The sequence below is a fragment of the Dokdonella sp. genome (assembly GCF_051958935.1).
Classification (GTDB): domain Bacteria; phylum Pseudomonadota; class Gammaproteobacteria; order Xanthomonadales; family Rhodanobacteraceae; genus Dokdonella_A.
The window spans coordinates 1-23385 of the sequence record NZ_JBQCFP010000163.1 but is presented as its reverse complement, the minus strand read 5'-3'; the positions used below and the strand labels follow the sequence as shown (position 1 = coordinate 23385).

At 68.7% G+C, this 23385-nt stretch carries 19 protein-coding genes; 9 read left to right on the top strand and 10 right to left on the bottom strand.

Going from position 1 to position 23385, the window contains the following annotated elements:
* Nucleotides 1–18: 18 nt before the first annotated feature.
* Nucleotides 19–891, bottom strand: a complete 873-nt coding sequence (gene speE, locus ACTHK2_RS15455) for a polyamine aminopropyltransferase (protein ID WP_440246612.1) — start codon at nt 889–891, stop codon at nt 19–21.
* 140 nt (nt 892–1031) lie between these two features.
* Between speE and speA the strand changes: the two genes are divergently transcribed.
* Both speA and ACTHK2_RS15445 read left to right on the top strand, forming a co-directional pair.
* Nucleotides 1032–2915 (top strand): biosynthetic arginine decarboxylase, encoded by a 1884-nt coding sequence (speA, locus tag ACTHK2_RS15450; RefSeq protein WP_440246611.1) that lies wholly within the window; start codon nt 1032–1034, stop codon nt 2913–2915.
* Between the two features lie 376 nt (nt 2916–3291).
* Entirely contained in the window at nt 3292–4158 is an 867-nt protein-coding gene (locus ACTHK2_RS15445; protein WP_440246610.1) for an NAD(P)-dependent oxidoreductase, read from the top strand.
* A gap of 36 nt (nt 4159–4194) precedes the next feature.
* On the opposite strand, the gene ACTHK2_RS15440 is transcribed toward ACTHK2_RS15445, so the two are convergent.
* The gene (locus ACTHK2_RS15440) at nt 4195–5718 is read right to left on the bottom strand and encodes an outer membrane protein assembly factor BamB family protein (protein ID WP_440246609.1); all 1524 of its coding nucleotides are present in this window, start codon (nt 5716–5718) and stop codon (nt 4195–4197) included.
* Nucleotides 5719–5836: 118 nt separating this feature from the next.
* Nucleotides 5837–7402, bottom strand: coding sequence for an outer membrane protein assembly factor BamB family protein (locus ACTHK2_RS15435; RefSeq protein ID WP_440246608.1), 1566 nt, complete (start codon nt 7400–7402; stop codon nt 5837–5839).
* Nucleotides 7403–7559: 157 nt separating this feature from the next.
* On the opposite strand from ACTHK2_RS15435, the gene ACTHK2_RS15430 reads away from it, so the two are divergent.
* A complete protein-coding gene (locus ACTHK2_RS15430) occupies nt 7560–8915 on the top strand; it encodes a PQQ-dependent sugar dehydrogenase (protein ID WP_440246607.1) in 1356 nt (451 codons plus the stop codon).
* Complete coding sequence (locus tag ACTHK2_RS15425) at nt 8915–10573, top strand: PQQ-dependent sugar dehydrogenase (RefSeq protein WP_440246606.1); 1659 nt, start codon at nt 8915–8917, stop codon at nt 10571–10573. The genes ACTHK2_RS15430 and ACTHK2_RS15425 overlap by 1 nt, the downstream gene beginning before the upstream one ends.
* Here ACTHK2_RS15425 and ACTHK2_RS15420 read toward each other — a convergent pair.
* The 4 genes from ACTHK2_RS15420 to radC form a co-directional block, all read right to left on the bottom strand.
* Nucleotides 10536–11153, bottom strand: a complete 618-nt coding sequence (locus ACTHK2_RS15420; RefSeq protein WP_440246605.1) for an SPOR domain-containing protein — start codon at nt 11151–11153, stop codon at nt 10536–10538. The two genes, ACTHK2_RS15425 and ACTHK2_RS15420, sit on opposite strands and share 38 nt — an antisense overlap.
* Nucleotides 11153–12838, bottom strand: coding sequence for an arginine--tRNA ligase (argS, locus tag ACTHK2_RS15415; RefSeq protein WP_440246604.1), 1686 nt, complete (start codon nt 12836–12838; stop codon nt 11153–11155). The genes ACTHK2_RS15420 and argS overlap by 1 nt, the downstream gene beginning before the upstream one ends.
* Before the next feature lie 183 nt (nt 12839–13021).
* Nucleotides 13022–14083 carry a hypothetical protein gene (locus tag ACTHK2_RS15410; protein ID WP_440246603.1) on the bottom strand — a complete coding sequence of 354 codons (1062 nt, stop codon included), beginning with the start codon at nt 14081–14083 and terminating at the stop codon, nt 13022–13024.
* A 58-nt stretch (nt 14084–14141) separates the two neighbouring features.
* Nucleotides 14142–14804, bottom strand: a complete 663-nt coding sequence (gene radC / locus ACTHK2_RS15405; protein ID WP_440246602.1) for a RadC family protein — start codon at nt 14802–14804, stop codon at nt 14142–14144.
* Between the two features lie 253 nt (nt 14805–15057).
* On the opposite strand from radC, the gene coaBC reads away from it, so the two are divergent.
* Genes coaBC through ACTHK2_RS15390 form a run of 3 tightly spaced genes read left to right on the top strand, consistent with a single transcriptional unit; the run spans nt 15058 to nt 19233 of the window.
* Nucleotides 15058–16320 carry a bifunctional phosphopantothenoylcysteine decarboxylase/phosphopantothenate--cysteine ligase CoaBC gene (gene coaBC, locus ACTHK2_RS15400; protein WP_440246601.1) on the top strand — a complete coding sequence of 421 codons (1263 nt, stop codon included), beginning with the start codon at nt 15058–15060 and terminating at the stop codon, nt 16318–16320.
* Nucleotides 16317–16796 carry a dUTP diphosphatase gene (gene dut / locus ACTHK2_RS15395; protein WP_440246600.1) on the top strand — a complete coding sequence of 160 codons (480 nt, stop codon included), beginning with the start codon at nt 16317–16319 and terminating at the stop codon, nt 16794–16796. Before coaBC ends, dut begins: the two co-directional genes overlap by 4 nt.
* A 40-nt stretch (nt 16797–16836) precedes the next feature.
* On the top strand, nt 16837–19233 hold the full coding sequence (locus ACTHK2_RS15390; RefSeq protein WP_440246599.1) for a phosphomannomutase/phosphoglucomutase: 2397 nt from the start codon (nt 16837–16839) through the stop codon (nt 19231–19233).
* 25 nt (nt 19234–19258) lie between these two features.
* Here the strand turns inward: ACTHK2_RS15390 and ACTHK2_RS15385 are convergent, their stop codons facing one another.
* The 3 genes from ACTHK2_RS15385 to pyrE form a co-directional block, all read right to left on the bottom strand.
* The gene (locus tag ACTHK2_RS15385; protein WP_440246598.1) at nt 19259–19471 is read right to left on the bottom strand and encodes a hypothetical protein; all 213 of its coding nucleotides are present in this window, start codon (nt 19469–19471) and stop codon (nt 19259–19261) included.
* Between the two features lie 68 nt (nt 19472–19539).
* The gene (locus ACTHK2_RS15380) at nt 19540–20202 is read right to left on the bottom strand and encodes a DUF4124 domain-containing protein (protein ID WP_440246597.1); all 663 of its coding nucleotides are present in this window, start codon (nt 20200–20202) and stop codon (nt 19540–19542) included.
* Nucleotides 20203–20253: 51 nt separating this feature from the next.
* A complete protein-coding gene (gene pyrE / locus ACTHK2_RS15375; RefSeq protein WP_440246596.1) occupies nt 20254–20901 on the bottom strand; it encodes an orotate phosphoribosyltransferase in 648 nt (215 codons plus the stop codon).
* Between the two features lie 143 nt (nt 20902–21044).
* On the opposite strand from pyrE, the gene ACTHK2_RS15370 reads away from it, so the two are divergent.
* Both ACTHK2_RS15370 and ACTHK2_RS15365 read left to right on the top strand, forming a co-directional pair.
* Nucleotides 21045–21845, top strand: a complete 801-nt coding sequence (locus ACTHK2_RS15370) for an exodeoxyribonuclease III (RefSeq protein WP_440246595.1) — start codon at nt 21045–21047, stop codon at nt 21843–21845.
* A complete protein-coding gene (locus ACTHK2_RS15365) occupies nt 21838–23136 on the top strand; it encodes an AmpG family muropeptide MFS transporter (protein ID WP_440246594.1) in 1299 nt (432 codons plus the stop codon). The genes ACTHK2_RS15370 and ACTHK2_RS15365 overlap by 8 nt, the downstream gene beginning before the upstream one ends.
* The last annotated feature ends 249 nt before the right edge of the window (nt 23137–23385 follow it).

The following is a 23385-nucleotide window of genomic DNA, read 5'->3' as shown; positions in this document are numbered from 1 at the left end:
CGCGTCGCCGCGTCGCCGCTACTCGCCGAATGCCTCGCGCATGAACTCCGGCAGCGCCAGCGCGGCCTTGTGCATGTCTACGTTGTAGTAGCGCGTGGCGAACTGCTTGGTCGCGGCGCCGCGCTCGCGGAAGCCGCTGAGGTCGGCGCCCTTGCGCGCCATCGTGCAGCTCCACCAGCCGGTCGGGTAGAGCGGCTGCGGGAACAGCAGCGTCTTCACTGCCTGGAAGTCGGCGACGCGCATCGCCGAACGCATCGACTTGATGAGGTCGAGGTGCACGAGCGGCGATTCGCTCTGCTGCACGAGGATGCCGCTCGGGCGCAGCGCGCGATGGCAGCTCGCGTAGAAATCGGCATTGAACAGGCCCTCGGCCGGACCGACCGGATCGGTCGAGTCGACGATGACGACATCGATCGATTCCGGCTCCTGTTCGGCCATGTACTTGATTCCGTCGATGAACAGCAGCTCGGCGCGCGGGTCCGCATTCGACTCGCACAGCTCGGGGAAGTACTGTTCGGCGAGGCGCGTCACGCGCTCGTCGATTTCGACCTGCACGGCATGCTCGACTTCCTCGTGGCGCAGCACTTCGCGCAGCGTGCCGCAGTCGCCGCCGCCGATGATGACGACGCGCTTGGCGCGCGCGTGGGTGAACAGCGCCGGGTGCGACATCATCTCGTGGTAGAGGAAGTTGTCGCGCGTGGACACCATCGTGCAGCCGTCGATGACCATGAGCTTGCCCCAGTCGGTCGTGTCGTAGATCTCGATCGACTGGTACGGCGTCTGCTCCGCGTGCAGGCGTTCCTTGATGCGCAGGCCGAACGACGAACCGGAGCGCGCGTGCTGCTCGGTGAACCAGTTCTGGGCGGTGGCGTTCTGCTGGGGCGCGGACATGGTGCTTCCTGCGGATTGGGAAAGGACGGGACCCGGCGGCGCCGGGGGCGCGATTGTAGCCGGTCCCGCCGGCGCCGACATACGCCGATTGCGACGGCTCGTTACACTATGCCGCTGGCGTGAGCGGATGGAGCACCGAGGTGAGCAAGCAGCATTGGACCGTCGAGGAGGCACGCCACACCTGGGCGGTGCCACACTGGAGCGAAGGCTACTTCGACGTCGGCGACGGCGGCGACCTGCTGGTGCGCCCGCGCCGCGGCGACGGCCCGGCCCTGTCGCTGCCCGCAATCGTCGACGACGCCTGCGCGCAGGGCGCGCGCCTGCCGCTGCTCGTGCGCTTCGCCGACATCCTGCAGGACCGCCGCGCGCGCCTGCAGCGCGCATTCGCCAAGGCGTTGGCCGACTGGGACTACGCCGGCGGTAACACGCTGATCTACCCGATCAAGGTGAACCAGCATAACAACGTAGCCGGCGAGCTCGCCGGCAACGCGGCTCCCGGCTTCGGCCTGGAGGCGGGCTCCAAACCCGAGCTCATGGCCGTGCTCGCCCTCGCCAAGCGCGGCAGCACGGTCATCTGCAACGGTTACAAGGACCGCGAGTACATCCGCCTCGCGCTGATCGGGCGCAAGCTCGGCCTCGACATCTTCATCGTGATCGAGAAGCCGTCGGAGCTGCGCTACGTGGTCGAGGAGGCGCGCGAACTCGGCGTCGAGCCGCTGCTCGGCGTGCGCATGCGCCTCAAGAGCCTGGGCGCCGGCAAATGGCAGAACTCCGGCGGCGACAAGGCGAAGTTCGGCCTGACGCCGCGCCAGCTCCTGACCCTGCTCGAGGAACTCGCCGCAGCGAAGCTGTCGCACACGCTCAAGCTGCTGCACTTCCACATGGGTTCGCAGATGTCGAACGTGCGCGACATCGCCAACGGCATGCGCGAGGCGGTGCGCTACTTCGTCGAACTCTCGCGCATGGGCCTGCCGATCACCCACATGGACGTCGGCGGCGGCCTCGGTGTCGACTACGAGGGCACGCGTTCGCGCTCGGACTGCTCGATCAACTACGGCCTCGACGAATACGCCTCGGCAATCGTCGGCGCGCTGGCCGAGGCGTGCCAGGCGAACGCGCTCGCGCCGCCGCACGTGCTGACCGAGTCCGGCCGCGCGCTGACCGCGCATCACGCGGTGCTCGTCGTCAATGTCAGCGAGATCGAGGAAGCGCCGCGGGGCGCGATCCCGCCGCCGCGCGCGGACGAGCCGAGCGTGCTGCGCCGCCTGCGCGAGGTGGCCAGCGAGATCGACCAGACGCCGCCGACCGAGCTCTACCACGAGGCGCAATACCAGCTCGGCGAAGGCTATTCGCTGTACGGCCTCGGCCAGCTTTCGCTCGAGCAGCGTGCACAGCTCGACGACCTCTACTACGCGATCGTCAACGCGGTGCGCGAGCGCCTCAAGCCCGACGAGCGCGCGCACCGGCAGGTGCTCGACGAGCTCAACGGCATGCTCGTCGACAAGTATTTCGTGAATTTCTCGGTGTTCGAATCGGCGCCGGACGTGTGGGCGATCGACCAGGTGTTCCCGATCGTGCCGATCGCGCGCCTCGACGAAGCCCCCGACCGGCGCGGCGTGATCGCCGACCTCACCTGCGACTCCGACGGTCGCATCGACCACTACGTCGAAGCGGACGGCGTCGACGTGAGCCTGCCGCTGCACGCGCCGCGCGCGGACGAGTCATACCGGCTCGGCCTTTTCATGGTCGGCGCGTACCAGGAAACGCTTGGCGACATCCACAACCTGTTCGGCGACACCGATGCGGTCAACGTGAAGCTCGACGGAGACGGCTACGCCTTCAGCCACCGCCGCCGCGGTGACACCACCGACCTCATGCTCGACTACGTCGGCTACGACCTCGCCGCGCTGCGTGCCGCGTATCGCGACAAGATCGCCGCGTCCGGCGTCGGCACGGACGAAGCGGCGCGCCTCGAGGCCGCGCTCGAACATGGCCTCACGGGTTACACGTACCTCGCGGAGTGACCGGTCTGCGAGGCTGCGCAAGGCCGAGGGTCGAAGCCTGAAACGCGATGGACACGAAGAAGAGACGGAGTCAAGGAGATGAGAGAAGAGACAAGAGAAGATTGAAACAGGAGCACACGGAGCACATGGAGGAAAAATGCTCTCGGGTTGAAGCCGCGCGGAGCCCAACCATTCGTTGCCGACCCCGGCGCCGCTCTTTCTCTCGCCTGCTTTGCTTCGTGTCGTCCGTGTCCCTCGTGGTTCAATCTTTCAGCTCCTGATTCGCTTGCTTCCTCCGTGTGCTCCGTGTGCTCGGTGTTTGGTTTTTCCTGTGCCGGCGTGCTCAGTTCCAGTCTTCCTGCTTTGCTTCTTTCACGCTTCGATGGAGTCGCATTCCATGAACGAAATCAGGGCCGGGTTCGTCGGCCTCGGTGCAATGGGCCTGCCGATGGCGGGGCATCTCGCGCGTGCGGGGTTGCTCGCTGCGGTGTGGAACCGGTCGCACGACAAGGCGCGCGTGGCGGCGCAGGGGTACGGCGCGGCGGCGCCGCAGGAGATCGCCGAGCTCGCACGCGCGTGCAACGTGATCGCGCTGTGCGTGCCGGCCGACGCCGACGTGCTCGAGCTCGCGCGTACGATCGCCGCGCATGCGCGGGCCGGCACGGTCGTGGTCGATCACTCGACCGTGTCGTCGGTGACCGCGAAGGAAGCGCACGCGATCCTCGCCGCGCGCGATTGCGCGTTCCTCGACGCGCCGGTGTCCGGCGGCGTCGAAGGCGCGAAGAACGGCAAGCTGTCGGTGATGGTCGGCGGCGATGCGGCCGCGCTCGAGCGCGTGCAGCCCGTGCTCGCCTGCTATGCGGCGAAGATCAGCCACATGGGTGGGGTCGGCGCGGGACAGAACACGAAGGCGGTGAACCAGGTGCTCGTGGCCGGCATCGCACAGGCGGTATGCGAAGGCCTCGCGCTGTCCGAGCGTCTCGGCCTCGATCCGGAACGGTTGCTGCCGACGCTCGGCGCGGGCGCGGCCGGCAACTGGTTCCTCGACAAGCGCGGCGCGACGATGCTGAAGGACGAGTTCAAGGTCGGCTTCAAGCTCGCGCTGTTGCACAAGGATCTCAAGATCGTGCGCCAGCTCGCGCTGGATGCGGGCACCGACCGCTCGGTCATCGAGAAGTCGCTCGCCGACTACGCGGTATTGCTCGCGCAGGGGCACGGCGACGAGGACATCTCGGCGCTGATCCGCCTCAAGCGACCGCGTTGAGCGTGGCGGCGCGTGCTGCGCCGCCGGCCGGGCGCGTCAGCCGTCGAAGCCGTTCGCGAAAATGATGTCGGTCGGAGCGGGGAGCGCGAACTTGTACAGCTTGGCGGTGCTCGCGTAATTGATCATGTAGAGCGCGCCGTCGACGAAGATTGGGCTGCCCCATTTGAGCGAGCCGATCGCCGGTGACGTCCAAAGCACCGCACCGGTCTTCGGATTGCGCGCGAGCACGCAAGTGCCGCCCGAGCACGAGCCCGCGTGATACAGGACGTCGTTGGCGATGATGGCCGAGGTCGAATTCGAATTCTGCTGCCAGGTGGGTTGCAGGTGCGGCACGTTCGACGCGGTGAGCGTGAGCTTGAGGCCCGAGATGCCGCTGCCGTTGCCGACATAGACCCAGGCCGCGCCGTCACCGTGCGTGTCGACCCAGACGACCGATTGCGTCTTCATCCAGAACTCGCTGATCGGCACGTCGATGAGCTCGATCTCGCCACCGACGCCGCCTGGTGCGCCCGTGCCGCTCATGTCGTCGAGATCGATCAGGTGCAGCTTGGAATCCTTGCCGGTCTGCACGCCGATGTGCGCGACGGTGCTGCCCGCGGGCGCCGGCAGGATCGACAGCGACGCCGAGCCGAGGTCGATGTCCTGGCTGTCGAGCTGCGCATAGTTCGTCGGCGTATGGCTGTCGAGCGGCATGCCGCCGCCGGCGCCGGTGCCGTCCGGGTTGAGCGCCAGCACCGTGTCGCCCCAGTTGGTGCCGCCCGTGCTCGCGTTGAACTCGCCATTCGACGTCGTGATGTAGACGCGTCCGGTGCCGGCGTCGTACACCGCGCCGGGGCGGCCCCAGATGCCGCTCTGCGGGCTGTCGCATCCGCCTGACGGGATCAGCGTCGTCGTCATGCTGCACATCGAGTTGAACACGCGTGACGCCCCGGTCGCGAGATCGATCGTGACGAGATGGCCCTGATAGTCACCGCCGTCACCGACATAACCATTGGTAACCGCGTAGAGGCGCGCGACGCCGTCCACCACGGCGGTCGCGAGAGCGGAAGCCCCTTTTTCGACACCGGGCTTCAGCGTCACCGTCACGGGCCAACCCCCCGTCGTGCTCTCGCTACCGTCGCCGATCGCGTACTTGTGCACCTTGCCGTCGGCGCCGTAGCTGTAGACGTACTGGCGATCCGGATCGATTGCCGGCGAACTCTCGATCGGCGTGTGTCCGCCCGGTGTCGTCATCGTCCAGACCACGCTGCCGTCGGCAGTGTCGATCGCGCTGATGCGGCCGCTCTGTGCGGTCACGAACAGCAGGTTGCGGATACCGCCGGGGGTAGCGATGCCCTGCGCGTACACGGGCGCCGCATTCACGCGCCCAGTCAGCGAGACGGCGTATTTCTGCTCGAGGTCAGCGACATTCGCGGCCGATACCGTCGTTTCGGCCGTGTTGTTCGCGCTGTGCGCGGGTTCGAAGCCCCACTGCGGCCAGTCGGTCGCGGCCGCGGCGGCTGCGAAGAATCCGCCGGACGCGAAGAGGGTTGTGCGGAGCAGGGCGTGCGAGCGCGTCATGGCGTACTCCGTTGCGAATGGCGCGGCTGCGCGCCGGGGGAACCCGCATCCTACGCCAGATGCGCGCACGAGACGACGCGCGGCGCGCCGAACCTGTGCGGGCCATCACGTCGACGCCTCAGAGCACCGCGCCGTCGAAACCGTTGCGGAAGATCACGTCGCCGGCCGGCAGCGCGAACTTCCACAGCTTGGCGCTGTTGTCGGTGACGTAGATCGCGCCGTCGACGACGATCGGGCTTTGCCAGTGCACGTTGCCGATGTGTGGCGAGCTCCACAGGACGTCGCCGCTGTGCGGGTCGTGCGCGGTGACGCAGATGCCGCCGTCGGCACACGGGCCGGCGTGGTAGAGCACGCCGTTGGCGACGACCGGCGAAGTCGATGCGTTGGACGAACCCGCGCGGTTCCAACGCACCGTCAAGGCAGGATGGTTGCTGCCATCGAGGCCGAGCTGCAGCCCCGACAGGCCGCTGCCATTGCCGGCGAACACCCACGTCGAGTGGTCGGCCGGATCGACCCACACGGCCGGTTGCTCGCGCATGCGGTCGCCGGGGAAGCCATTGCCGCCCTGTGGCACGTCGATGAGCTGGATCTCGCCGCCGACATGCGCGGGGCCACCCTGGCCGCTCATGTCGTCGAGATCGATGAGGCGCAGCTTGCCGTCCTTGCCGGCCTGCATGCCGAGGTGCGCCACCGTGCTGCCGGCGGGAACGGGCAGGATCGCCATCGATACCGAACCGAGATCGGTGTCGCCGTTCTGCAGGCTCTGGAAGTTCGACGGCGTGTAACTGTCGAGCGGCATGCCGTTGCCTGCGCCGGTGCCGTCGACCGCGAGCGCGAGCACGCTGTCGCCCCAGTCGAAGCCACCCGTATTCGCGTTGAACGTGCCGTTGCCGGTCGCGATGTAGACGCGGTTGGTCGCGGCGGACCAGGTCGCGCCGCCGCGACCCCAGATGCCGCTCTGGCGCCCCGCGCAGTCGTCGGTGCCCGGCGTGCCGTTCAGCACGAAGTGGATCGTCTTGTCGCTGCACATCACGTTGAACACGTGCTGCGTGCCGCTCGCGAGGTCGATCGAGACCAGATGGCCCTGGTAGTCGCCACCGTCGCCGATGTAACCGTCGGTGACGACGATGAGGTGCGGCGCGTCGCCGGAGCCGGCGATCGTGAGGCCGGACGCTCCTTTCTCGACGCTCGTCTTCAGCGTGATCGTCTGCGGCCACCCGCCGCTCGTCACTTCGCTGCCGCTGCCGATCGCGTACTTGTGCACCTTGCCGTCGACGCCGTAGCTGTAGACGTACTGCAGGTTCGGGTCGATCGCGGGCGATGCCGTCGTCGGCTGCGGGCCGCTCGTCGACTGGTGCCACACTTCGCTGCCGTCGGCCGCGTCGATCGCCATCAGGCGACCGCTCTTGCTGAGCAGGAACAGGAGGTTCTTCACGCCGTTCGCGGTCGCGACACCGGGCTGGTACACGGGGGCGCTGTCGACCGACGAGGCGAGTGTCGCGCCGCCGGGATATACCGAGGCGAGCTGGGCGAGATTGGCGGCACCTAGCGCGGTTTCGGCGGTGTTGAAACCGCTGTGTGCGGCGTCATGGCCGAACTGCGGCCAGCTCGCGGCGTGCGCATCGCCGAGGCCGATGACGACGGCCGCAGCGAGGACCGAACGAAGCAGGGAAGCACGGGACATCGGCAGGACTCGCCATCGGCGCGGCGGACCGCCGCATCGCGGCATCGTACGCGGGCGCGCTCCGCGGGAAGATGACGCAGGCCACGGATATGGCTTCACGTTCGCGAACGCGGCGGCGTGGTACAAGGCGTTTCCGGTCAAACGCGGAGCTCGCCTCATGCTGCATCGGATCACCCCTTGCCTCATCGCCGTCGTTGCGAGCACGTCGTTGCATGCGGCGATCAGTCCTGCCGACCTCGAACTCGTGCGCTGGCCGGATGCGTCGACGACGTTCTCCGAACCGGTCGCCGTCCGCGCGCCGAACGACGGCAGCGGACGTACCTTCGTGGTCGAGCGTTGCGACACCCCCGACAGTTCGAACACGACCGGCCACGTGCGGATCGTGCGCAATGGCAGCGTGCTGCCGACGGCTTTCCTCTCCGTCCCGGTCAGCTGCGTCAGCGAACAGGGCCTGCTCGGCCTCGCGTTCGACCCCGCGTTCGCGAACAACGGCACGTTCTACGTAACCTACACCGCGACCGGCAGCAGCATCGGCGACAGCAAGGACCAGGTGCTCGCGCGCTACACCGTGTCGTCGAACCCGGACGTCGCCAACCCGACCGGCACGGTGATCCTGCGCGTGCCCGACATCGCAGGCAATCACAACGGCGGCGATCTGCACTTCGACCACCAGGGCTACCTCAACTGGTCGATGGGCGATGGCGGCGTGCAGAACGACCCGAACGGCTTCGCGCAATGCACGGGGCGCAAGAAGGCCGACAACAATCCGGCGAGCTGCCATTCGACGTCGGGCCAAGGGCCGACCTACTACCTGCTCGGCAAGATCATCCGTCTCGACGTGCACGCGACGACTGCGTCGGCGCCGGCGAATTTCTGCGGAGCGACCGCGGGACAGCCGGCGCCGTATGCGATACCGCCGGGCAATCCTTTCCGCGACGTCGCGCAGTTTCCGCAGGAGTGCGCCGAGATCTTCAACTGGGGTTTCCGCAACCCGTACCGCTTCAGCTTCGACCGACAGACGGGCGACCTCTTGATCGGCGACGTCGGACAAGGTTCGTGGGAAGAGGTCGATTTCCAGCCCGCGGGCAGCGCGGGGCAGAATTTCCAGTGGAATGCCTGCGAGGGGCGGCACATCTTCAATCCCAACGGCACGGCGGGCGGCTCTCCATGCACGGGGCCAGCCGGCAGCGTACCGCCCAAGCTCGACTACGGCCACGGCACGGCGCCGTTCGGCTGTGCCGTCTCGGGCGGCTACATCTATCGCGGACCGATCGCGCCGCTGCGCGGCCAATACGTGTTCAGCGACTACTGCACGGGCGACGTCTACATCGTCGCCGATACCGCCGCGCCCGTCTGGACCTGGGAGACGCTGGGCGGCACGCCTGGGATGAATACCTACGGCTTCGGCGAGGATGCGCAGGGCAACCTCTACGTCACGGCTTCCGGCGGCCAGGTGTACCGTTTCCACTCGCCGAGCAACGACGACGCCATCTTCGCCGACGGGTTCGACTGATGCGTACGCCGCCAATGCATTGGCCACTTCGCGCGGGCCTCGGCCTGCTCGCCCTGTTCGGCACATATGCTGCATTCGCGCAGAGCGTGCCGCCCGATCTCGCCCTCGAAGTCGTGACCGACGAGGTCGATGCGCCGATCGGCGTGCGCGCGCCGAACGACGGCAGCGGGCGCCTGTTCGTGATGAGCCAGGCGGGCACGATCCGCATCGTCAAGGACGGGGTACTCCTGCCGACGCCGTTCCTCAGCGTGCCCGTCACGTACCCGGGGTCTGGCGGTACGAGCGGCCTGCTCGGCCTCGCGTTCCATCCGAACTATGGCCGCGACGGGCTGCCCCACAATGACGAATTCTATGTCGTCTCGATGCGTCCGCCGGGCTGCACGCCGGTGGGGACGTGCCTCGGCAGCGGCCCGGACGAAGTGCTCGAGCGCTACACGGTGTCGGCGAACGCCGATGTCGCAAACCCCAGCGGCACCGTCGTCATGCGGCTAGCCGACAATTCGCCGCCGTCGTTCCACAACGGCGGCGACATCCATTTCGGCCCGGACGGCTACCTCTACATGTCCTCTGGCGACGGCGGACAGGAAAGCGGCACGCACTGGCTGGCCGAATGCCTGTGGAAGAAACCGAACGACACGACCTCGGCGAGCTGTGGCACGAGCGCGGCCACGCCGCAGTACTTCCTGCGCGGCAAGATGCTGCGCATCGACGTCGACACGCGCGGTGCGATCGCCGGTCCCGAAATGTGCGGCACCGCGACCGGCGTTGCCGCCGAGTACGCGATCCCGCCGGACAATCCGTACGTGGGCAGCAGCCAGACCTGCGACGAGACCTGGCTCTACGGTTTCCGCAATCCGTGGCGCTGGAGCTTCGATCGCGCCACCGGCGACGCGTGGATCGGCGACGTCGGCCAGAACCAGTACGAGGAAATCGACTTGCGCGCCGCGGGCTCGGCCGATCCGCCGTACTACGGCTGGCACTGCATGGAAGGCACGGCCGTGTTCAACTCGAGCCAGGCGTGCACGGCGCCGCTCGCGCCGAACGTGCTGCCGCTGCTCGAGTACACGCATGCGGGCGGCCGCTGTGCGGTCACGGGCGGATACCGCTATCGCGGGCCGATCGTGCCGCTGCGCGGCATGTACGTGTACGCCGACTCGTGCTCGAGCGAGATCTTCTTCGCCAAGCCCGACGCGCTCGGCCAATGGGGCTCGACGATCTGGCGCGACGATGCGAACGGGTACGGCACCTATTCGGGCTTCGGCGAGGACGAGGCCGGCAACCTCTACGTCGCGAACACCGCGGCCGACGTCGTCTACCGCTTCGTATCGTCGCAGACCACGGTTACCCACACGGTGACGCCGGAGGCGGGAGCGGGTGGCGCGTTGTCGCCGGCGACGCCGCAGGTCGTCGAAGACGGCGCCACCGTCGCGTTCGACGTGCAGGCGGACCCCGGCTATTCGATCGATGCCGTCACCGGTTGCGGCGGCTCGCTCGCGGGTACGCTCTACGCGACCGCGCCGATCGTCGCCGACTGCGCGGTCGAGGCGACGTTCGCGGTGAGCGCATCGGACATCGTGTTCCGCGACGGCTTCGATGCGGCGCCGGCGGCGCCGCACCCGATCACTGCGCGGGCTGTTCCTTCAGCGCGATCGCGTTGACTCCGTTCTCGGCGAGCGAGCGCTTGGCGGCCTCGAGTTCGCTCGCGCTCGGATACGGGCCGAGGCGCACGCGATGCCAGGTCTTGCCGTTGATCGTGACCGGCTGCACCTGCGCGACGAAGCCCGCGAGCGCGAGCTTCGCCTTCGCTTCGTCGGCGGCTTTCGGGTCCGGGTACGAACCGGTCTGCAGCACGTAGCGACCCGCGGCGACCGCGGGCGCCGACGTGCCGGTCGCCGGCGGCGTCGCATTCGCGTTCGTACGCGCCTGCTGTTCGGCCTTCGCCTTCGCCGACAGCTCGGCATCGGGAATCACCACCTCGGCTTCCGGCAGCACCTGGTAGAAGTCGTAGTTCTTCTTCGGCTTCGCCTCCGCGACCGGTGGCTCGCTTTCCTTCGGCGCGGTCGCCTGGGGATTGGGTTGCGGCAGGTCCTTGCGGCGCAGCAGGGGCGCCCAGTCCTTGACGAGGACCAGCGCCATCAAGCCGATGCCGAGCAGCATGCCGACCATTACCCACAACCAGGCCGGTTTCTGCGCGCCGTTGCCGCCGCGCGTCGCCTGGCGTCCCTTCTTCGCTGCCATCACATGCTCTCCGGGGCGGAAACGCCCAGCAATTCCAAGCCGTTCGCGAGGACCTGGCGCACGGCGTTCGCGAGTGCGAGGCGTGCATCGCGCACGTCCGCATCGTCGACGATGAACTGGCTGGTGTTGTACCAGCCGTGGAACGCGGCGGCGAGCTCGCGCAGGTAGGTCGCGACGAGGTGCGGTTCGAGGTTGGCACCCGCGTTCTCGACGACCTCCGCGTAGCGCGACAGTTCGACCAGCACGAGCTGCTCGGCTTCGCCGTCGAGGCGCGGGAGATGGGCGAGGCCGTTCGCACGGTTCCATTCGAGACCTCGCTCGGCCAGCTGGCGCATCACGCTGGCGACGCGCGCATGCGCGTACTGTACGTAGTACACCGGGTTGTCATTGGTCTGCGCGCGCGCGAGGTCGATGTCGAACACGAGCTGCGAATCGGACTTGCGCGCGATCAGGAACCAGCGCGTCGCGTCGCGGCCGACCTCGTCGATGAGGTCGCGCAAGGTCACGTAGCTGCCGGCGCGCTTGGAGAGCTTCACTTCCTCGCCGCCGCGCATGACCGTCACCATCTGGTGCAGCACGTATTCGGGCCAGCCCTGCGGAATGCCGCAGTCGAGCGCCTGCAGACCGGCCTTCACGCGCGCGAGCGAGCCGTGGTGGTCCGAGCCGAGTTCGGTGATCGCGCGCTCGTAGCCGCGCGTCCACTTGCTGTAGTGGTAAGCGACGTCGGGCACGAAATACGTGTACGTGCCATCGGACTTGCGCATGACGCGGTCCTTGTCGTCGCCGAAATCGGTCGTGCGCAGCCACAGCGCGCCGCCTTCCTCGTAGGTATGGCCGTGCGCGACGAGTTCTCGCACCGTCTCCTCGACCTTGCCGTCGCGGTACAGCGAACTCTCGAGGAAGTACACGTCGAACCCGACCCCGAACGCGGCGAGGTCGGCATTCTGCTCGCGGCGCAGGTAGGCGACGGCGAACTGGCGGATCGCGTCGAGGTCGTTCGGGTCCTTCGCGCCGACGACCGTGTGGCCCTCGACCTCGACCTTGTCGCCACGCAGGTAGGCCGCGGCGACGTCCTTGATGTAGTCGCCGCGATAGCCGTCCTCGGGCCAGCCGGCGTCGTCCGGGCCCTTGCCCCGGGCACGCGCCTGCACCGAGATGGCGAGGTTGCTGATCTGAGCGCCGGCGTCGTTGTAGTAGAACTCGCGCACGACCTTCCAGCCGTTCGAATCGAGCACGCGCGCGATGCAGTCGCCGATCGCTGCGGCGCGGCCGTGGCCGACGTGCAGCGGGCCGGTCGGGTTGGCCGAAACGAATTCGACGCCGGCCGTGCGACCGTTGCCAGCGCGGCCGCGGCCGTAACCGTCGCCCTGCGCGAGCACCGCGCGCACCTCGGCCTGGTAGGCGGCTGGGCTCAGGAAGAAGTTGATGAAGCCGGGGCCGGCGATCTCGACCTTCGCGATCGCCTCGTGTGCGGGCAGCGCGGCGACGAGCGCAGTGGCGAGATCGCGGGGCTTCCTGCCGGCGGCCTTCGCCAGCAACAGGGCGATATTGGTCGCGAAGTCACCGTGGTCGCGGTTCTTCGTGCGTTCGACGACGAACGCGGGCGGATCGCCCGCTGGCAGTCCGGCGCCGGCCTCGAGGGCGGCGATCGCGGCAAGGACGAGATCGCGGAGCTGTTGTTTCACGGGTCTGGCCGACATGGAAAAGCCGCGTATTGTAGCGGTCCGGCCCGCATCCGGCGCATGGCGCGGCGCGGGTCGTGGTTGCGCGCCGGCGCAGGCTGCAGTCCGTCCTGATGGCCGGTCGCAGGTCGCGCTCGGGATGCGTACGGGTGCCGTCGGGGCGGGGGCGGCAGCGACCTGGCCGGTTCAGACCGTGAGGTCGGCGAGCGTGGCGCGGTACGCGTCGATGACCTGGTTGCCGGTCTGCGGTAGGCCCTGCACGGCGATGCGCGCGCGCACCCCCATGCACAGCGCCTTGAGCTTGGGTGCATTCGCTTCCTTGCCGGGACCGAACGCGGCCATGCCGGCGTCGGACTGGAACCGATGCAGTTCGAAGAAAAAACGGTCCTGGCCGTCCGTCAGGAAGCCGAGCACGGGCAGCGCGCTTTCACCCGCGGCGAGCGATCGCCCGCTCAGCATCTCGCGTTCGCGGCAGAGGTTCTCGGCGGTGCTCGCGAAACGCGTGAACGGTTCGGCGACATTGGCGGTGTCGAGGTCGGCGGCGACGAGCGCGAGGCGAAGTGCGGCGACGATCAATGGATCGGCGCGCCAACCCGGGTGGCGCCGATCGAGCACCTGGTCCAGGCGCGAGGCGAGCGCGCCGCCGCTCTGCACGAGATCGGCGGCGTTGTACTGGTAGCCGCCCGGGGCGGGGCGGGCGTCGAATGTGCTGCCGGCGATCATGAGTTCGAGCGCGGCGTACAGGTCCGCGTCGAGTTCGCGCGAGAAACCACAGGCGTCGAGGATGCGCTGCGTCTCGTCGATGCTGGCGCGCTCGTTCGCGCCGACGCCGTCGACGAGTTGTGGCGCTTCGCGCTGGCGCAGGTCGTGGCAGGCGCCGAACAGCATCAGCGCGCACCAGTCGCGCAGCGCGAGCGCCTGCAGGCCGAGCGTGTCGCGCAGCCGGTCGATGCGGCTGCCGCAAATCTCCAGCACGTGCCCTTCGTTGTGGTAGGCATGGAAATCGCTGCCGAGGTTGCCGTGACGCAAGGCGAGGCGCGCATGACCGAGGCGGACCGCGTCCTCGGTACGGTCGAGCAGCGCGGTGTCGCGGGGCGCCGCCAATGCCGCCCATTCGGCCCGTCGGCGCGCCAGCAAGGCCTCGATCGGCGCCATCGCCGCGCCGGCATGGGCACGCGCCGCGGCGGCGTCCGCAATGCGACGTTCCGTGTCATCGGCTGGATAGCGATTCGGGAACGCGAGAATCACGGCGGGCGATCGGGTGCGGTGACGTTGGCGCGAGTATAAAGGGGGAAATCGGCGGCGTTCACAGCCAACCGCGCTGGGCCAGCGAGGTCGGTGTGCCATGGCCGACGACGAAATGGTCGAGCAGCCGCACGTCGACGAGCTCGAGCGCCTCGCGCAGCCGCTGCGTGATCGCACGATCCGCTGCACTCGGTTCGGCCACGCCCGAAGGGTGGTTGTGGGCAAGGATCACGGCGGCGGCATTGTGCACAAGACAGCGCCGCACCACTTCGCGCGGATGCACGCTGGCGCCGTCGATCGAGCCGCGGAACAGCTCCTCGAACACGATCACGCGATGGCGGTTGTCGAGAAACAGACAGGCGAATACCTCGTACGGGTAGCCGGCCAGGCGTGCCTTGAGGTAACGCGCGCTCGCGGAAGGGTCCGTCAGCGTTTCGCCGCGGCGCAGTTCGGCGTCCAGATAGCGCCGGCCTGTCTCCAGGGCCGCCGCGAGCCGGCACCAGGCGACCGTGCCGATACCCGCTTGCGGCCGCGGCGCGTCGAGCAAGGCTTTGAGGCCGCCCGCGTCGGCGAGCACGCGGCGGGCGAGGTCGACCGCGCTCTGCCCGCGCCGCCCCGAGCCGAGGAATACGGCGAGCAGTTCCGCATCGGACAACACCCCGGCGCCGTGCGCGAGCAGTTTTTCGCGCGGGCGCTCGCCGTCCGCCCAGTCGCGGATGCTCATGCGCGCTCCCCGCTTGCTGGCGGGCGGCGGGCGCATGCGGCCGCTCGCGGCTGCGCGGTGGCGATGGACGGGCCTCGATCCATGCCGTGATGTTCGTCGCGCAAGGCGGCGCCGTGCAGCGGCGCGGAGCCGGATTTTCAGTAAGCTAGCGGTCCCCTGTCCTGTCGGTGGTTTCCTACATGACGTCCCGGTACGACGACGGCGGGCGAATGCCCGCGCCGGCAGTCTGCACTCCCTGCGCAGGCGCAGGCCGATGACGCGGCGCGATACCCACGTCCCCGAACGCTTCGCACCATCGCGCGCGGATCTCGCCGGCGTGCACGTGCTGCTGGGCGTGTCCGGCGGCATCGCCGCCTACAAGGGCGCCGAGATCGTGCGGCGCTTCGGTGATGCGGGCGCCGAGGTGCGCGTCGTGCTGACCGAGAACGCGGCGCGTTTCGTCACGCCGCTCACGTTCCAGGCGCTGTCCGGAAATCCGGTGAGGACGAGCTTGTGGGACGAATCGGCCGAGGCCGCGATGGGGCACATCGAACTCGCGCGCTGGGCCGACGAGGTCGTCGTCGCGCCGGCATCGGCCGACTTCCTGGCGCGCCTCGCGCATGGCTTGGCCGACGACCTGCTGGCGACGCTGTGCCTCGCCACCGCCGCACCCCTGTCCGTGGCGCCGGCGATGAACCAGCAGATGTGGGCGAACGCTGCGACGCAGGCGAATCTCGCCGTGTTGCGCGAGCGCGGCGTGCGCGTCCTCGGGCCCGGCTCGGGCAGCCAGGCGTGCGGTGAATTCGGTGCCGGGCGCCTGCTGGAAGCGAACGAGATCGTGGCGCGGCTGATCGAGCGACGCCAGCCACGCGAACTCGCCGGCGTGCGCTTCCTCGTCAGCGCCGGCCCGACCTACGAGGACATCGACCCGGTACGCTTCATCGGCAACCGCAGGGCCGGCCGCATGGGATGCGCGGGCGCCGCGGCGGCCGCCGAGGCGGGGGCGGAGGTCACGCTCGTGGCGGGGCCGGTCCACCTGCCGACGCCGCGCGGAGTGCGCCGCATCGACGTGCGCAGCGCGCGCCAGATGCGCGAGGCCGTGCTGGCGCAAGCCGCGGCGAGCGACGTGTTCGTCTCCGCCGCAGCGGTCGGTGATTTCCGGCCGCGCGACGTCGCGCCGCACAAGCTCAAGAAGGCATCGGGCGACAGCGGGCTCGAACTCAGCCTCGTCCAGAATCCCGACATCCTCGCCGAAGTGGCCGCGCTCGAGCCGCGCCCGTTCGTGGTCGGCTTCGCCGCCGAAACCGAACGCGTCGAGGAATACGCGCGCGCGAAACTCGAGCGCACGCGCCTGGACCTCATTGCCGCCAACGAAGTCGGCGCCGAACTCGGCTTCGAGCGTGCGGACAATGCGCTGCTGCTGCTGTGGCCCGGCGGGAGCGAGGCGCTCGAACGTAGTGACAAGGCCGACCTCGCGCGCGCGCTCGTCGCGCGCATCGCCCGCCTCCGCGCGCCGGTCGGCGCGGGGCACGCATGAGTGCGGCGGACGCAGGCGGCCTGCGTGCGATCGAGCTCAAGGTGCTCGATGTGCGCCTCGGTCGCGAGTTCCCGTTGCCGTCGCCCGCGACGGCGGCATCGGCCGGCGTCGACCTGCGCGCGATGGTGGACGCGCCGCTCGTGCTGGAGCCGGGCGCGAGCGCGCTGATCCCGAGCGGCATCGCGATCCACATCGGCGACCCGGGCCTGTGCGCGCTGGTCCTGCCGCGCTCCGGCCTCGGCCATAAGCACGGCATCGTGCTCGGCAACCTCGTCGGGCTCATCGATGCCGACTACCAGGGCCCGTTGCTGATCTCCTGCTGGAACCGTTCCGACGCGACCTTTACCATCGCGCCGGGGGAACGCATCGCGCAACTGGTAATCGTGCCGATCGTGCGTGCGGCATTCCAGATCGTCGAGGAGTTCGCGCCGAGCGCGCGCGGCGAGGGCGGGTTCGGCAGTTCGGGCAGGCATTGACCGCGCACGCAGCGCGACGTCGATCGACCACGAGGAAAGCATGGCCGCACGAGGCAAGACATCCCCGAAGGAACAGCTCGCGCACCTGGCGCGGCGCCTGGCGCCGTCGCTGCGCACGCTCGGTCCGTTCGCGCTCGGAACGTTCCTGCTCGTCTTCGGCGCCTTCATGGGCTGGCAGACGTGGCTGCTCTGGCTCGCCCAGCGCGGTGCCGAAGCGGCCGACAGCGCGCGCGCGGGCGCGGTAACCGCGATCGCCACCGTCGTGCGCGAGAGCCAGCGCAAAGTGCAGCAGGCGATAGACGATGCGAGCGTGCAGCAGCCGCTCCAGCTCGGACCCGAGGGACGCGCGGCGGCGGCGGCAGCGTTGCGCGCGCTCCTGCCGGAAGCGACCGACGCCGAGTTCTTCAGCCCCGATCTCGATGAAGTGCTGTCGGGCGACCTCAAGGCGATCGGCTACGCCAAGGCCGCTGCGCTCATGCAGGCGAAGATCAATCCGAAGCAGCCGCTCGCGGAAATGCGGACGGAGAAGGAAACCGGTCAGCAATTGATGATCGCGACACCGGCGCGCGTCGCCGGGACGGTCGTCTCGTTCGCGGTGGTCGAGCTGCCCTTCAGGCCGATACTCGGCGTGTTCCAGCGGACCTCGATCAGCGGTGCCCGCCTGGACTTGCGCCAGGGCGACGGCCAGGGCGACCTCGTCATCGCGAGCGTCGGTGAGCGCAGCGGCACGTCGATCGGCGACGTCGGCGAGCCGATACCTGGAACGCGCCTGCGCATCGGCAAGGCGGAACCGGCATATTTCATCATGTTCACCAGCAACCTTGCGGTTTCGCTGCTGCTCAGCCTCGCCTGTCTCGGCGGCGGCCTGATCGCGTTGTGGATCCGCAGCGTCGGGCGCGAGCGTGCGGTCGCGGTGCTGCAACGCAAGCCGAAGGACATCGAACCGGAAATGACCCTCGCCCAGGCGCTCAAGGTCAAGCCGGAGCCCGTCCCCGCGGCGGCGAAACCGGCCGCCGCCGCGGTCGCGCCGGCCCGCAGCGACAAGAAGGAGGACGTGGTCGCGGTCGATCCGAGCATCTTCCGGGCCTACGACATCCGCGGCGTCGTCGGGGACACGCTGACGACCGGCGTAGCACGCATGATCGGCCGGGCGATCGGCAGCGAAGCGCGCGATCGCGGCCTCACCGAGATCGTCGTCGGCCGTGACGGGCGCCTGTCCGGGCCCGATCTCGTGTTCGCGCTGATCAACGGCCTGCGCTCGACCGGCATCGACGTCATCGACATCGGCGCCGCGCCAACGCCGACGACCTACTTCGCCTGCTACCACCTGCGCACGGGTTCGGGCATTTCCGTGACCGGCAGCCACAACCCGCCCGATTACAACGGCTTCAAGATCGTGCTCGGCGGCGAAACCCTGTCGGAAGACGCGATCCAGGAGCTGTACCGGCGCATCGAGGCGGAGCGCTTCGTCGACGGCATGGGTGGCCTGCAGACCATCGACATCGCCGACGACTACATCCGGCGCATCACCGACGACATCCAGGTCGAGCGCAAGCTCAAGATCGTGGTCGATTGCGGCAACGGCATCCCGGGTGCGATCGCGCCCGCCGTGCTCGAGGGCATCGGCTGCGAGGTGATTCCGCTGTACTGCGATGTCGATGGCACCTTCCCGAACCATCATCCCGACCCGTCGGACCTGCACAACCTGCAGGACCTCATCGTGTCGGTGAAGAACGTCGGCGCGGACCTCGGTCTCGCCTTCGACGGCGACGGCGATCGCCTCGGCGTGGTCACCGCCAGCGGCGAGGTGATCTTCCCCGACCGCCTGCTGATGCTGTACGCGAGCGACATCCTGCTGCGCAACCCGGGCGCGACGATCATCTACGACGTCAAGTGCACCGGGCACCTGCAGCCGCTGATCCTGCAGCAGGGCGGCAGTCCGCTGATGTGGCGTACCGGCCATTCGCTGATCAAGGCGAAGATGCGCGAAACGAACGCGGCACTCGCCGGCGAGATGAGCGGCCACTTCTTCTTCGGCGAACGCTGGTACGGCTTCGACGATGGCATTTACGCCGCGGCGCGGCTGATGGAGATCCTCGCCGCCGACGTCGAAGGCCGCACGCCCGAAGAGGTCTTCGCGACATTGCCCAAGGGCGTGTCGACGCCGGAGTTGAAGATCCCGATGCGCGAAGGCGAGCACTACCGTTTCATCGAGGCGTTCCGCGCGCGCGCGAAGTTCGATGGCGCGCGTCTCACCACCATCGACGGCATGCGCGCGGACTGGCCGGACGGCTGGGGCCTGGTGCGGGCGTCCAATACGACCCCGGTGCTCGTGCTGCGCTTCGACGCGGACAGCGCGCCCGCACTGCGGCGCATCCAGGACGTGTTCCGCAGCCAGCTGCTCGCGCTCGATTCGTCGTTGCCGCTGCCGTTCTAACGAGGACGACCGGTCGGGTCCGCTTTCAGCGGAACCACTCTTCGACGCCGTCGGCGTCGTCCGACGGATCGACGTCGCGGTCGGCATCACCGTCGCCGTCGCGCAATTCGATCGATTCGATTTCGCCCTCGTCCGCGGGGACCGTGGACATGGCGGGCACCATCCATTGCTCGCCGCAGGCACTGCATTCGCGTCGATCCGCGAGCTGGCCGTCGTCGAAGCACATGCGTTCGATCATCGCGCTTTCGCTGGAATCGCAGGACGGGCAGCGGTTCATGCGCAGTCCCCGGCTGAAGGAAGGGTCGACTACTGCCTGGCTTCGGCGATGCGCGCCTTCAGCTCGCGGTAGTGGGCTATTTCTTCGTCGAAATGGCTGCTGGCCTCGTCCCGGTCGGCTTCCTGTTTGGCCACGGCGGCTTTCTGCAGATCGACCTTCTTGCGCATCGCGCTCAATCGCCGCGCCTGTTCGGCGGGCAGTTCCTTGCCGGTGCGCTCGGCCTCGGCGGCACGATCGAGCAGTTCGGCGAGCGATTGTTCCTGGTTGCGCAGGCTCACTTGCGACGACTTGATCTGCTGGTTGAGCATGTCCAGCTGCTGCTGCTGCGCATGCTTGAGGTCTTCTTCCCGCGGATAACTGCTGAGCAGCTGCTCGTCGTCGCGCGCGCGTTGCTCGGCGAGCTTGCGCTCGGCCGACGCCTTGCTGGCGGCCGCCTTCGCCGCGACGAGCTCGTCGCTGGTCTTGGCGCGCTCCACGTGCTTGATGACGATGCCCTGCGGGTTGACGATGTCGTACCCGAATCTGGTCGCCTCCGCGGGGACGGAATCACCGTAGTGCAGGTTGCCCTGCTCGTCTCGCCACTTGTAGCGATTGTGATCTTTCGTTTTGGTCGCAGCAGCCGATGCGATGCCGGTCGCGCCGACGCAGGCGGCGAGCGCGAAGACGAGCAGGCGGGACGAGGGGACGTGCATGAGGGATCCTCCGGGCGCGAGTATAGCCAGCTGCGTGGAGCGGCGCGGCGTTCAGCCCGAGACGCCGTAGCGCTCCCGATATGCGGTCAGGCGGGACCGATGATCGGCGAGGTCCGGCCGGTCCGCCGCGTAGGCAAGCAGGTCGCCCAGCCGCGCGATCGCGACGGTCGCGATGCCGTGCTCGGCGGCCAGTTCCTGCGTCGCCGAGAGGTCGCCCTGTCCGCGTTCCTCGCGGTCGAGCGCGATCAGCACACCCGCGGGCTCGGCGCCGGCCGACCGGATGAGGGCGAGCGATTCGCGGATCGCCGTGCCGGCAGTGATCACGTCGTCGACGATGAGCACGCGCCCGCGCAGCGGCGCTCCGACGAGCAGGCCACCTTCGCCGTGATCCTTCGCCTCCTTGCGGTTGTAGGCGAATGGCACGTCGCGCCCGTGGTGCTCGGCGAGTGCGGCGGCCGTGAGCGCGGCGAGCACGATGCCCTTGTACGCCGGCCCGAACAGCATGTCGAACGCAAGGCCCGACGCCACCGCACTCTCGGCGTAGGCGCGCCCGAGCGTGGCGAGCGCGGCGCCGGAATCGAACAGCCCTGCATTGAAGAAATACGGGCTGATCCGGCCCGATTTGAGCGTGAACTCGCCGAAGCGCAGTGCATGGCGCGCGAGGGCGAGGTCGAGGAATTCGCGTTGGGTGGGGTGCATGAGGGCTGATTGCTGAGGGCCGAGGGACGAGGGCTGCGAGTGTACGGCGTCGCCGGCCGTCATCGGCCCCGCGTGCGATTGGTATTGCCACTCGCGGCACGCTCGCGGCACGCTAGGCCCTCAGCCCTCAGCCCTCAGCCCTCATGCGCATCATCTCCTTCAATGCGAACGGCATCCGTTCGGCCGCGAACAAGGGCTTCTTCGAATGGCTGCGTGCGCAGCAGGCCGACGTCGTCTGCGTGCAGGAAACCAAGGCGCAGGAGAACCAGCTCGCCGACGCGATGTTCCGCCCCGACGGCCACCACTGCTTCTACCGCGATGCGACGACGAAGAAGGGCTACAGTGGGGTCGCGATCTATTCCAGGCGCGAGCCGGACGAGGTCCGCACGTCGCTCGGCTGGGCCCCGTTCGACGACGAGGGCCGCTACATCGAGGCGCGCTACGGCAATCTCAGCGTCGTTTCGTTCTACATCCCGTCCGGGTCGTCGGGGGAGGAACGCCAGGCGGTGAAGTTCGAGGTGATGAAGTGGCTCAAGCCCGTGCTCGACCAGTGGCTCGCGAGCGGGCGCGACTACGTGCTGTGCGGCGACTGGAACATCGTGCGGGCGAAGAATGACATCCGCAACTGGACATCCAACCAGAAGAATTCCGGCTGCCTGCCGAGCGAGCGCGCCTGGCTCAACGGCATGATCGCCGACGCTTGCGGCGACGGTACGCCCGCGCCCGCGCACGGTTGGCTCGACAGCTTCCGAGTGCTGAAACCCGATGCGGTCGAATACACGTGGTGGAGCAACCGCGGCGCCGCGCGCGCGAACGACGTCGGTTGGCGCATCGACTACCAGATCGTGACGCCCTCATTGCGCGAGCGCCTCGCGGCGTGCTCGATCGCGCGCGAGCCGCGTTTCTCGGACCACGCGCCGTACGTGGTCGACTACCGTGACTGAGGCGGCGGCGCCTCCAGGACGCCCGTCCGTATGGCGATCGTTCGCGCAGCCGGCGGCGTGGACGATGTTCCTGTTCGGCTTCTCCTCCGGCCTGCCGTTCCTGCTCGTCGGCGGCACGCTGGCGTACTGGTTGAAGGAACACGGCGTCGTGCTGAGCGAGATCACCGTGATCGCGAGCGCGGGCATGCTGTACGTGTTCAAGTTCACCTGGGCGCCGCTGCTCGACCACTGGCGCGCGCCGCTCGGCCTCGTCCGCCTCGGGCGCCGGCGCGGCTGGCTGCTGCTGGCCCAGCTCGGCGTGATCGCAGGACTGGTCGCAATGGCCCTGCTGACCCCGGCGGAGCTGCCGTGGTTCGTGGCGGCGACGCTCGCGGTCGCGTTCTTCGGTGCGACCCAGGACATCGCAGTCGACGCCTGGCGCATCGAGATCGCGCCGCCGAGCCAGCAGGGCGCGCTCGTCGCGACCTACTCGCTCGGCTACCGCATCGCCTTGATGGCGGCCGGCGCGTTCGCGTTGTTCCTCGCCGACCACGTGCGCTGGGATCTCGTCTATCTCGCCCTGGCAGGGATCATGCTGGTGCCGATCGCCGCCAACCTCGCCGCAAGCGAACCGGAGGTGGCGCAGCGGCACGCGGCCGGCTGGAAGGACGCGATGCGCCTCGCCGTGGCCGATCCGTTCGCCGACTTCTTCCGCCGCTACGGCGCCGTGCTCGCGCTGGCGACGCTCGCGTTCCTGCTGCTGTTCAAGATCCCGGAGCAGGCAACGATCGGCGGCATCATGGGGCCGTTCTACCTCGACATGGGCTTCAGCAAGACGCAGATCGCGGCCATCACCAAGGTCTACGGCATCTGGATCGGCATCGCCGGCGCATTCGCCGGCGGCGCGATGGTCGTGCGCTGGGGTCCGTGGCGACCACTCTGCGCGATGGTCGTGCTGTGCGGCAGTTGCAACCTGCTCTACCTGTTGCTGATCGCGTTCCGGGGCAACCCGTGGATGCTCACGCTGGTGATCTCGGCCGAGAATTTCACGCTCGGCATGCTCGGTCCGCCGACGGTCGCATTCCTCTCGGCGCTGGTCAATCGCGAGCACACCGCGACGCAGTACGCGCTGCTCAGTTCATTGGTGAACCTGCCGGGCAAGGTGCTCGGCGTGTTCGCCGGCGGCATCGCGATGCAGGTCGGCTACGGCGCCTACTTCGTGATCACGGTGCTGGCGCTCGTGCCGGCGACGCTGCTGCTCGCCTACCTCTGGCCGCACTACCGCGACGTCGGCCGCGAGGACGCGGCCTAACAGGCTGTTGAAAAACAGCCTGCGGACGCGATCCAGGGATGGATCGCTCGCGAGTCGACGACGCACGTCGTTGAATCGCGGAAGCGAGTTCGGACATGCGCAGGACTCGCTGAGTTGAAAAAGCGCTGGATAGCGCCTTTTTCAACATCCTGCTAGCGCGTGCCGGCTCCCGCCGTCGGCGGTCCGCCGAAAACCGCACCGAGCAGGCGTGGCCCGCGCGCGCCGGTCACGCTCGGCAGGTTGCCGGGT

Bases quoted from the DNA above. Each gene is read 5' to 3' on its own strand.
- speE (WP_440246612.1), bottom strand. From the start codon at position 891: ATGTCCGCGCCCCAGCAGAACGCCACCGCCCAGAACTGGTTCACCGAG.
- ACTHK2_RS15445 (WP_440246610.1), top strand. From the start codon at position 3,292: ATGAACGAAATCAGGGCCGGGTTCGTCGGCCTCGGTGCAATGGGCCTG.
- ACTHK2_RS15440 (WP_440246609.1), bottom strand. From the start codon at position 5,718: ATGACGCGCTCGCACGCCCTGCTCCGCACAACCCTCTTCGCGTCCGGC.
- ACTHK2_RS15435 (WP_440246608.1), bottom strand. From the start codon at position 7,402: ATGTCCCGTGCTTCCCTGCTTCGTTCGGTCCTCGCTGCGGCCGTCGTC.
- ACTHK2_RS15430 (WP_440246607.1), top strand. From the start codon at position 7,560: ATGCTGCATCGGATCACCCCTTGCCTCATCGCCGTCGTTGCGAGCACG.
- ACTHK2_RS15425 (WP_440246606.1), top strand. From the start codon at position 8,915: ATGCGTACGCCGCCAATGCATTGGCCACTTCGCGCGGGCCTCGGCCTG.
- ACTHK2_RS15420 (WP_440246605.1), bottom strand. From the start codon at position 11,153: ATGGCAGCGAAGAAGGGACGCCAGGCGACGCGCGGCGGCAACGGCGCG.
- radC (WP_440246602.1), bottom strand. From the start codon at position 14,804: ATGAGCATCCGCGACTGGGCGGACGGCGAGCGCCCGCGCGAAAAACTG.
- coaBC (WP_440246601.1), top strand. From the start codon at position 15,058: ATGACGCGGCGCGATACCCACGTCCCCGAACGCTTCGCACCATCGCGC.
- dut (WP_440246600.1), top strand. From the start codon at position 16,317: ATGAGTGCGGCGGACGCAGGCGGCCTGCGTGCGATCGAGCTCAAGGTG.
- ACTHK2_RS15390 (WP_440246599.1), top strand. From the start codon at position 16,837: ATGGCCGCACGAGGCAAGACATCCCCGAAGGAACAGCTCGCGCACCTG.
- ACTHK2_RS15385 (WP_440246598.1), bottom strand. From the start codon at position 19,471: ATGATCGAACGCATGTGCTTCGACGACGGCCAGCTCGCGGATCGACGC.
- ACTHK2_RS15380 (WP_440246597.1), bottom strand. From the start codon at position 20,202: ATGCACGTCCCCTCGTCCCGCCTGCTCGTCTTCGCGCTCGCCGCCTGC.
- pyrE (WP_440246596.1), bottom strand. From the start codon at position 20,901: ATGCACCCCACCCAACGCGAATTCCTCGACCTCGCCCTCGCGCGCCAT.
- ACTHK2_RS15370 (WP_440246595.1), top strand. From the start codon at position 21,045: ATGCGCATCATCTCCTTCAATGCGAACGGCATCCGTTCGGCCGCGAAC.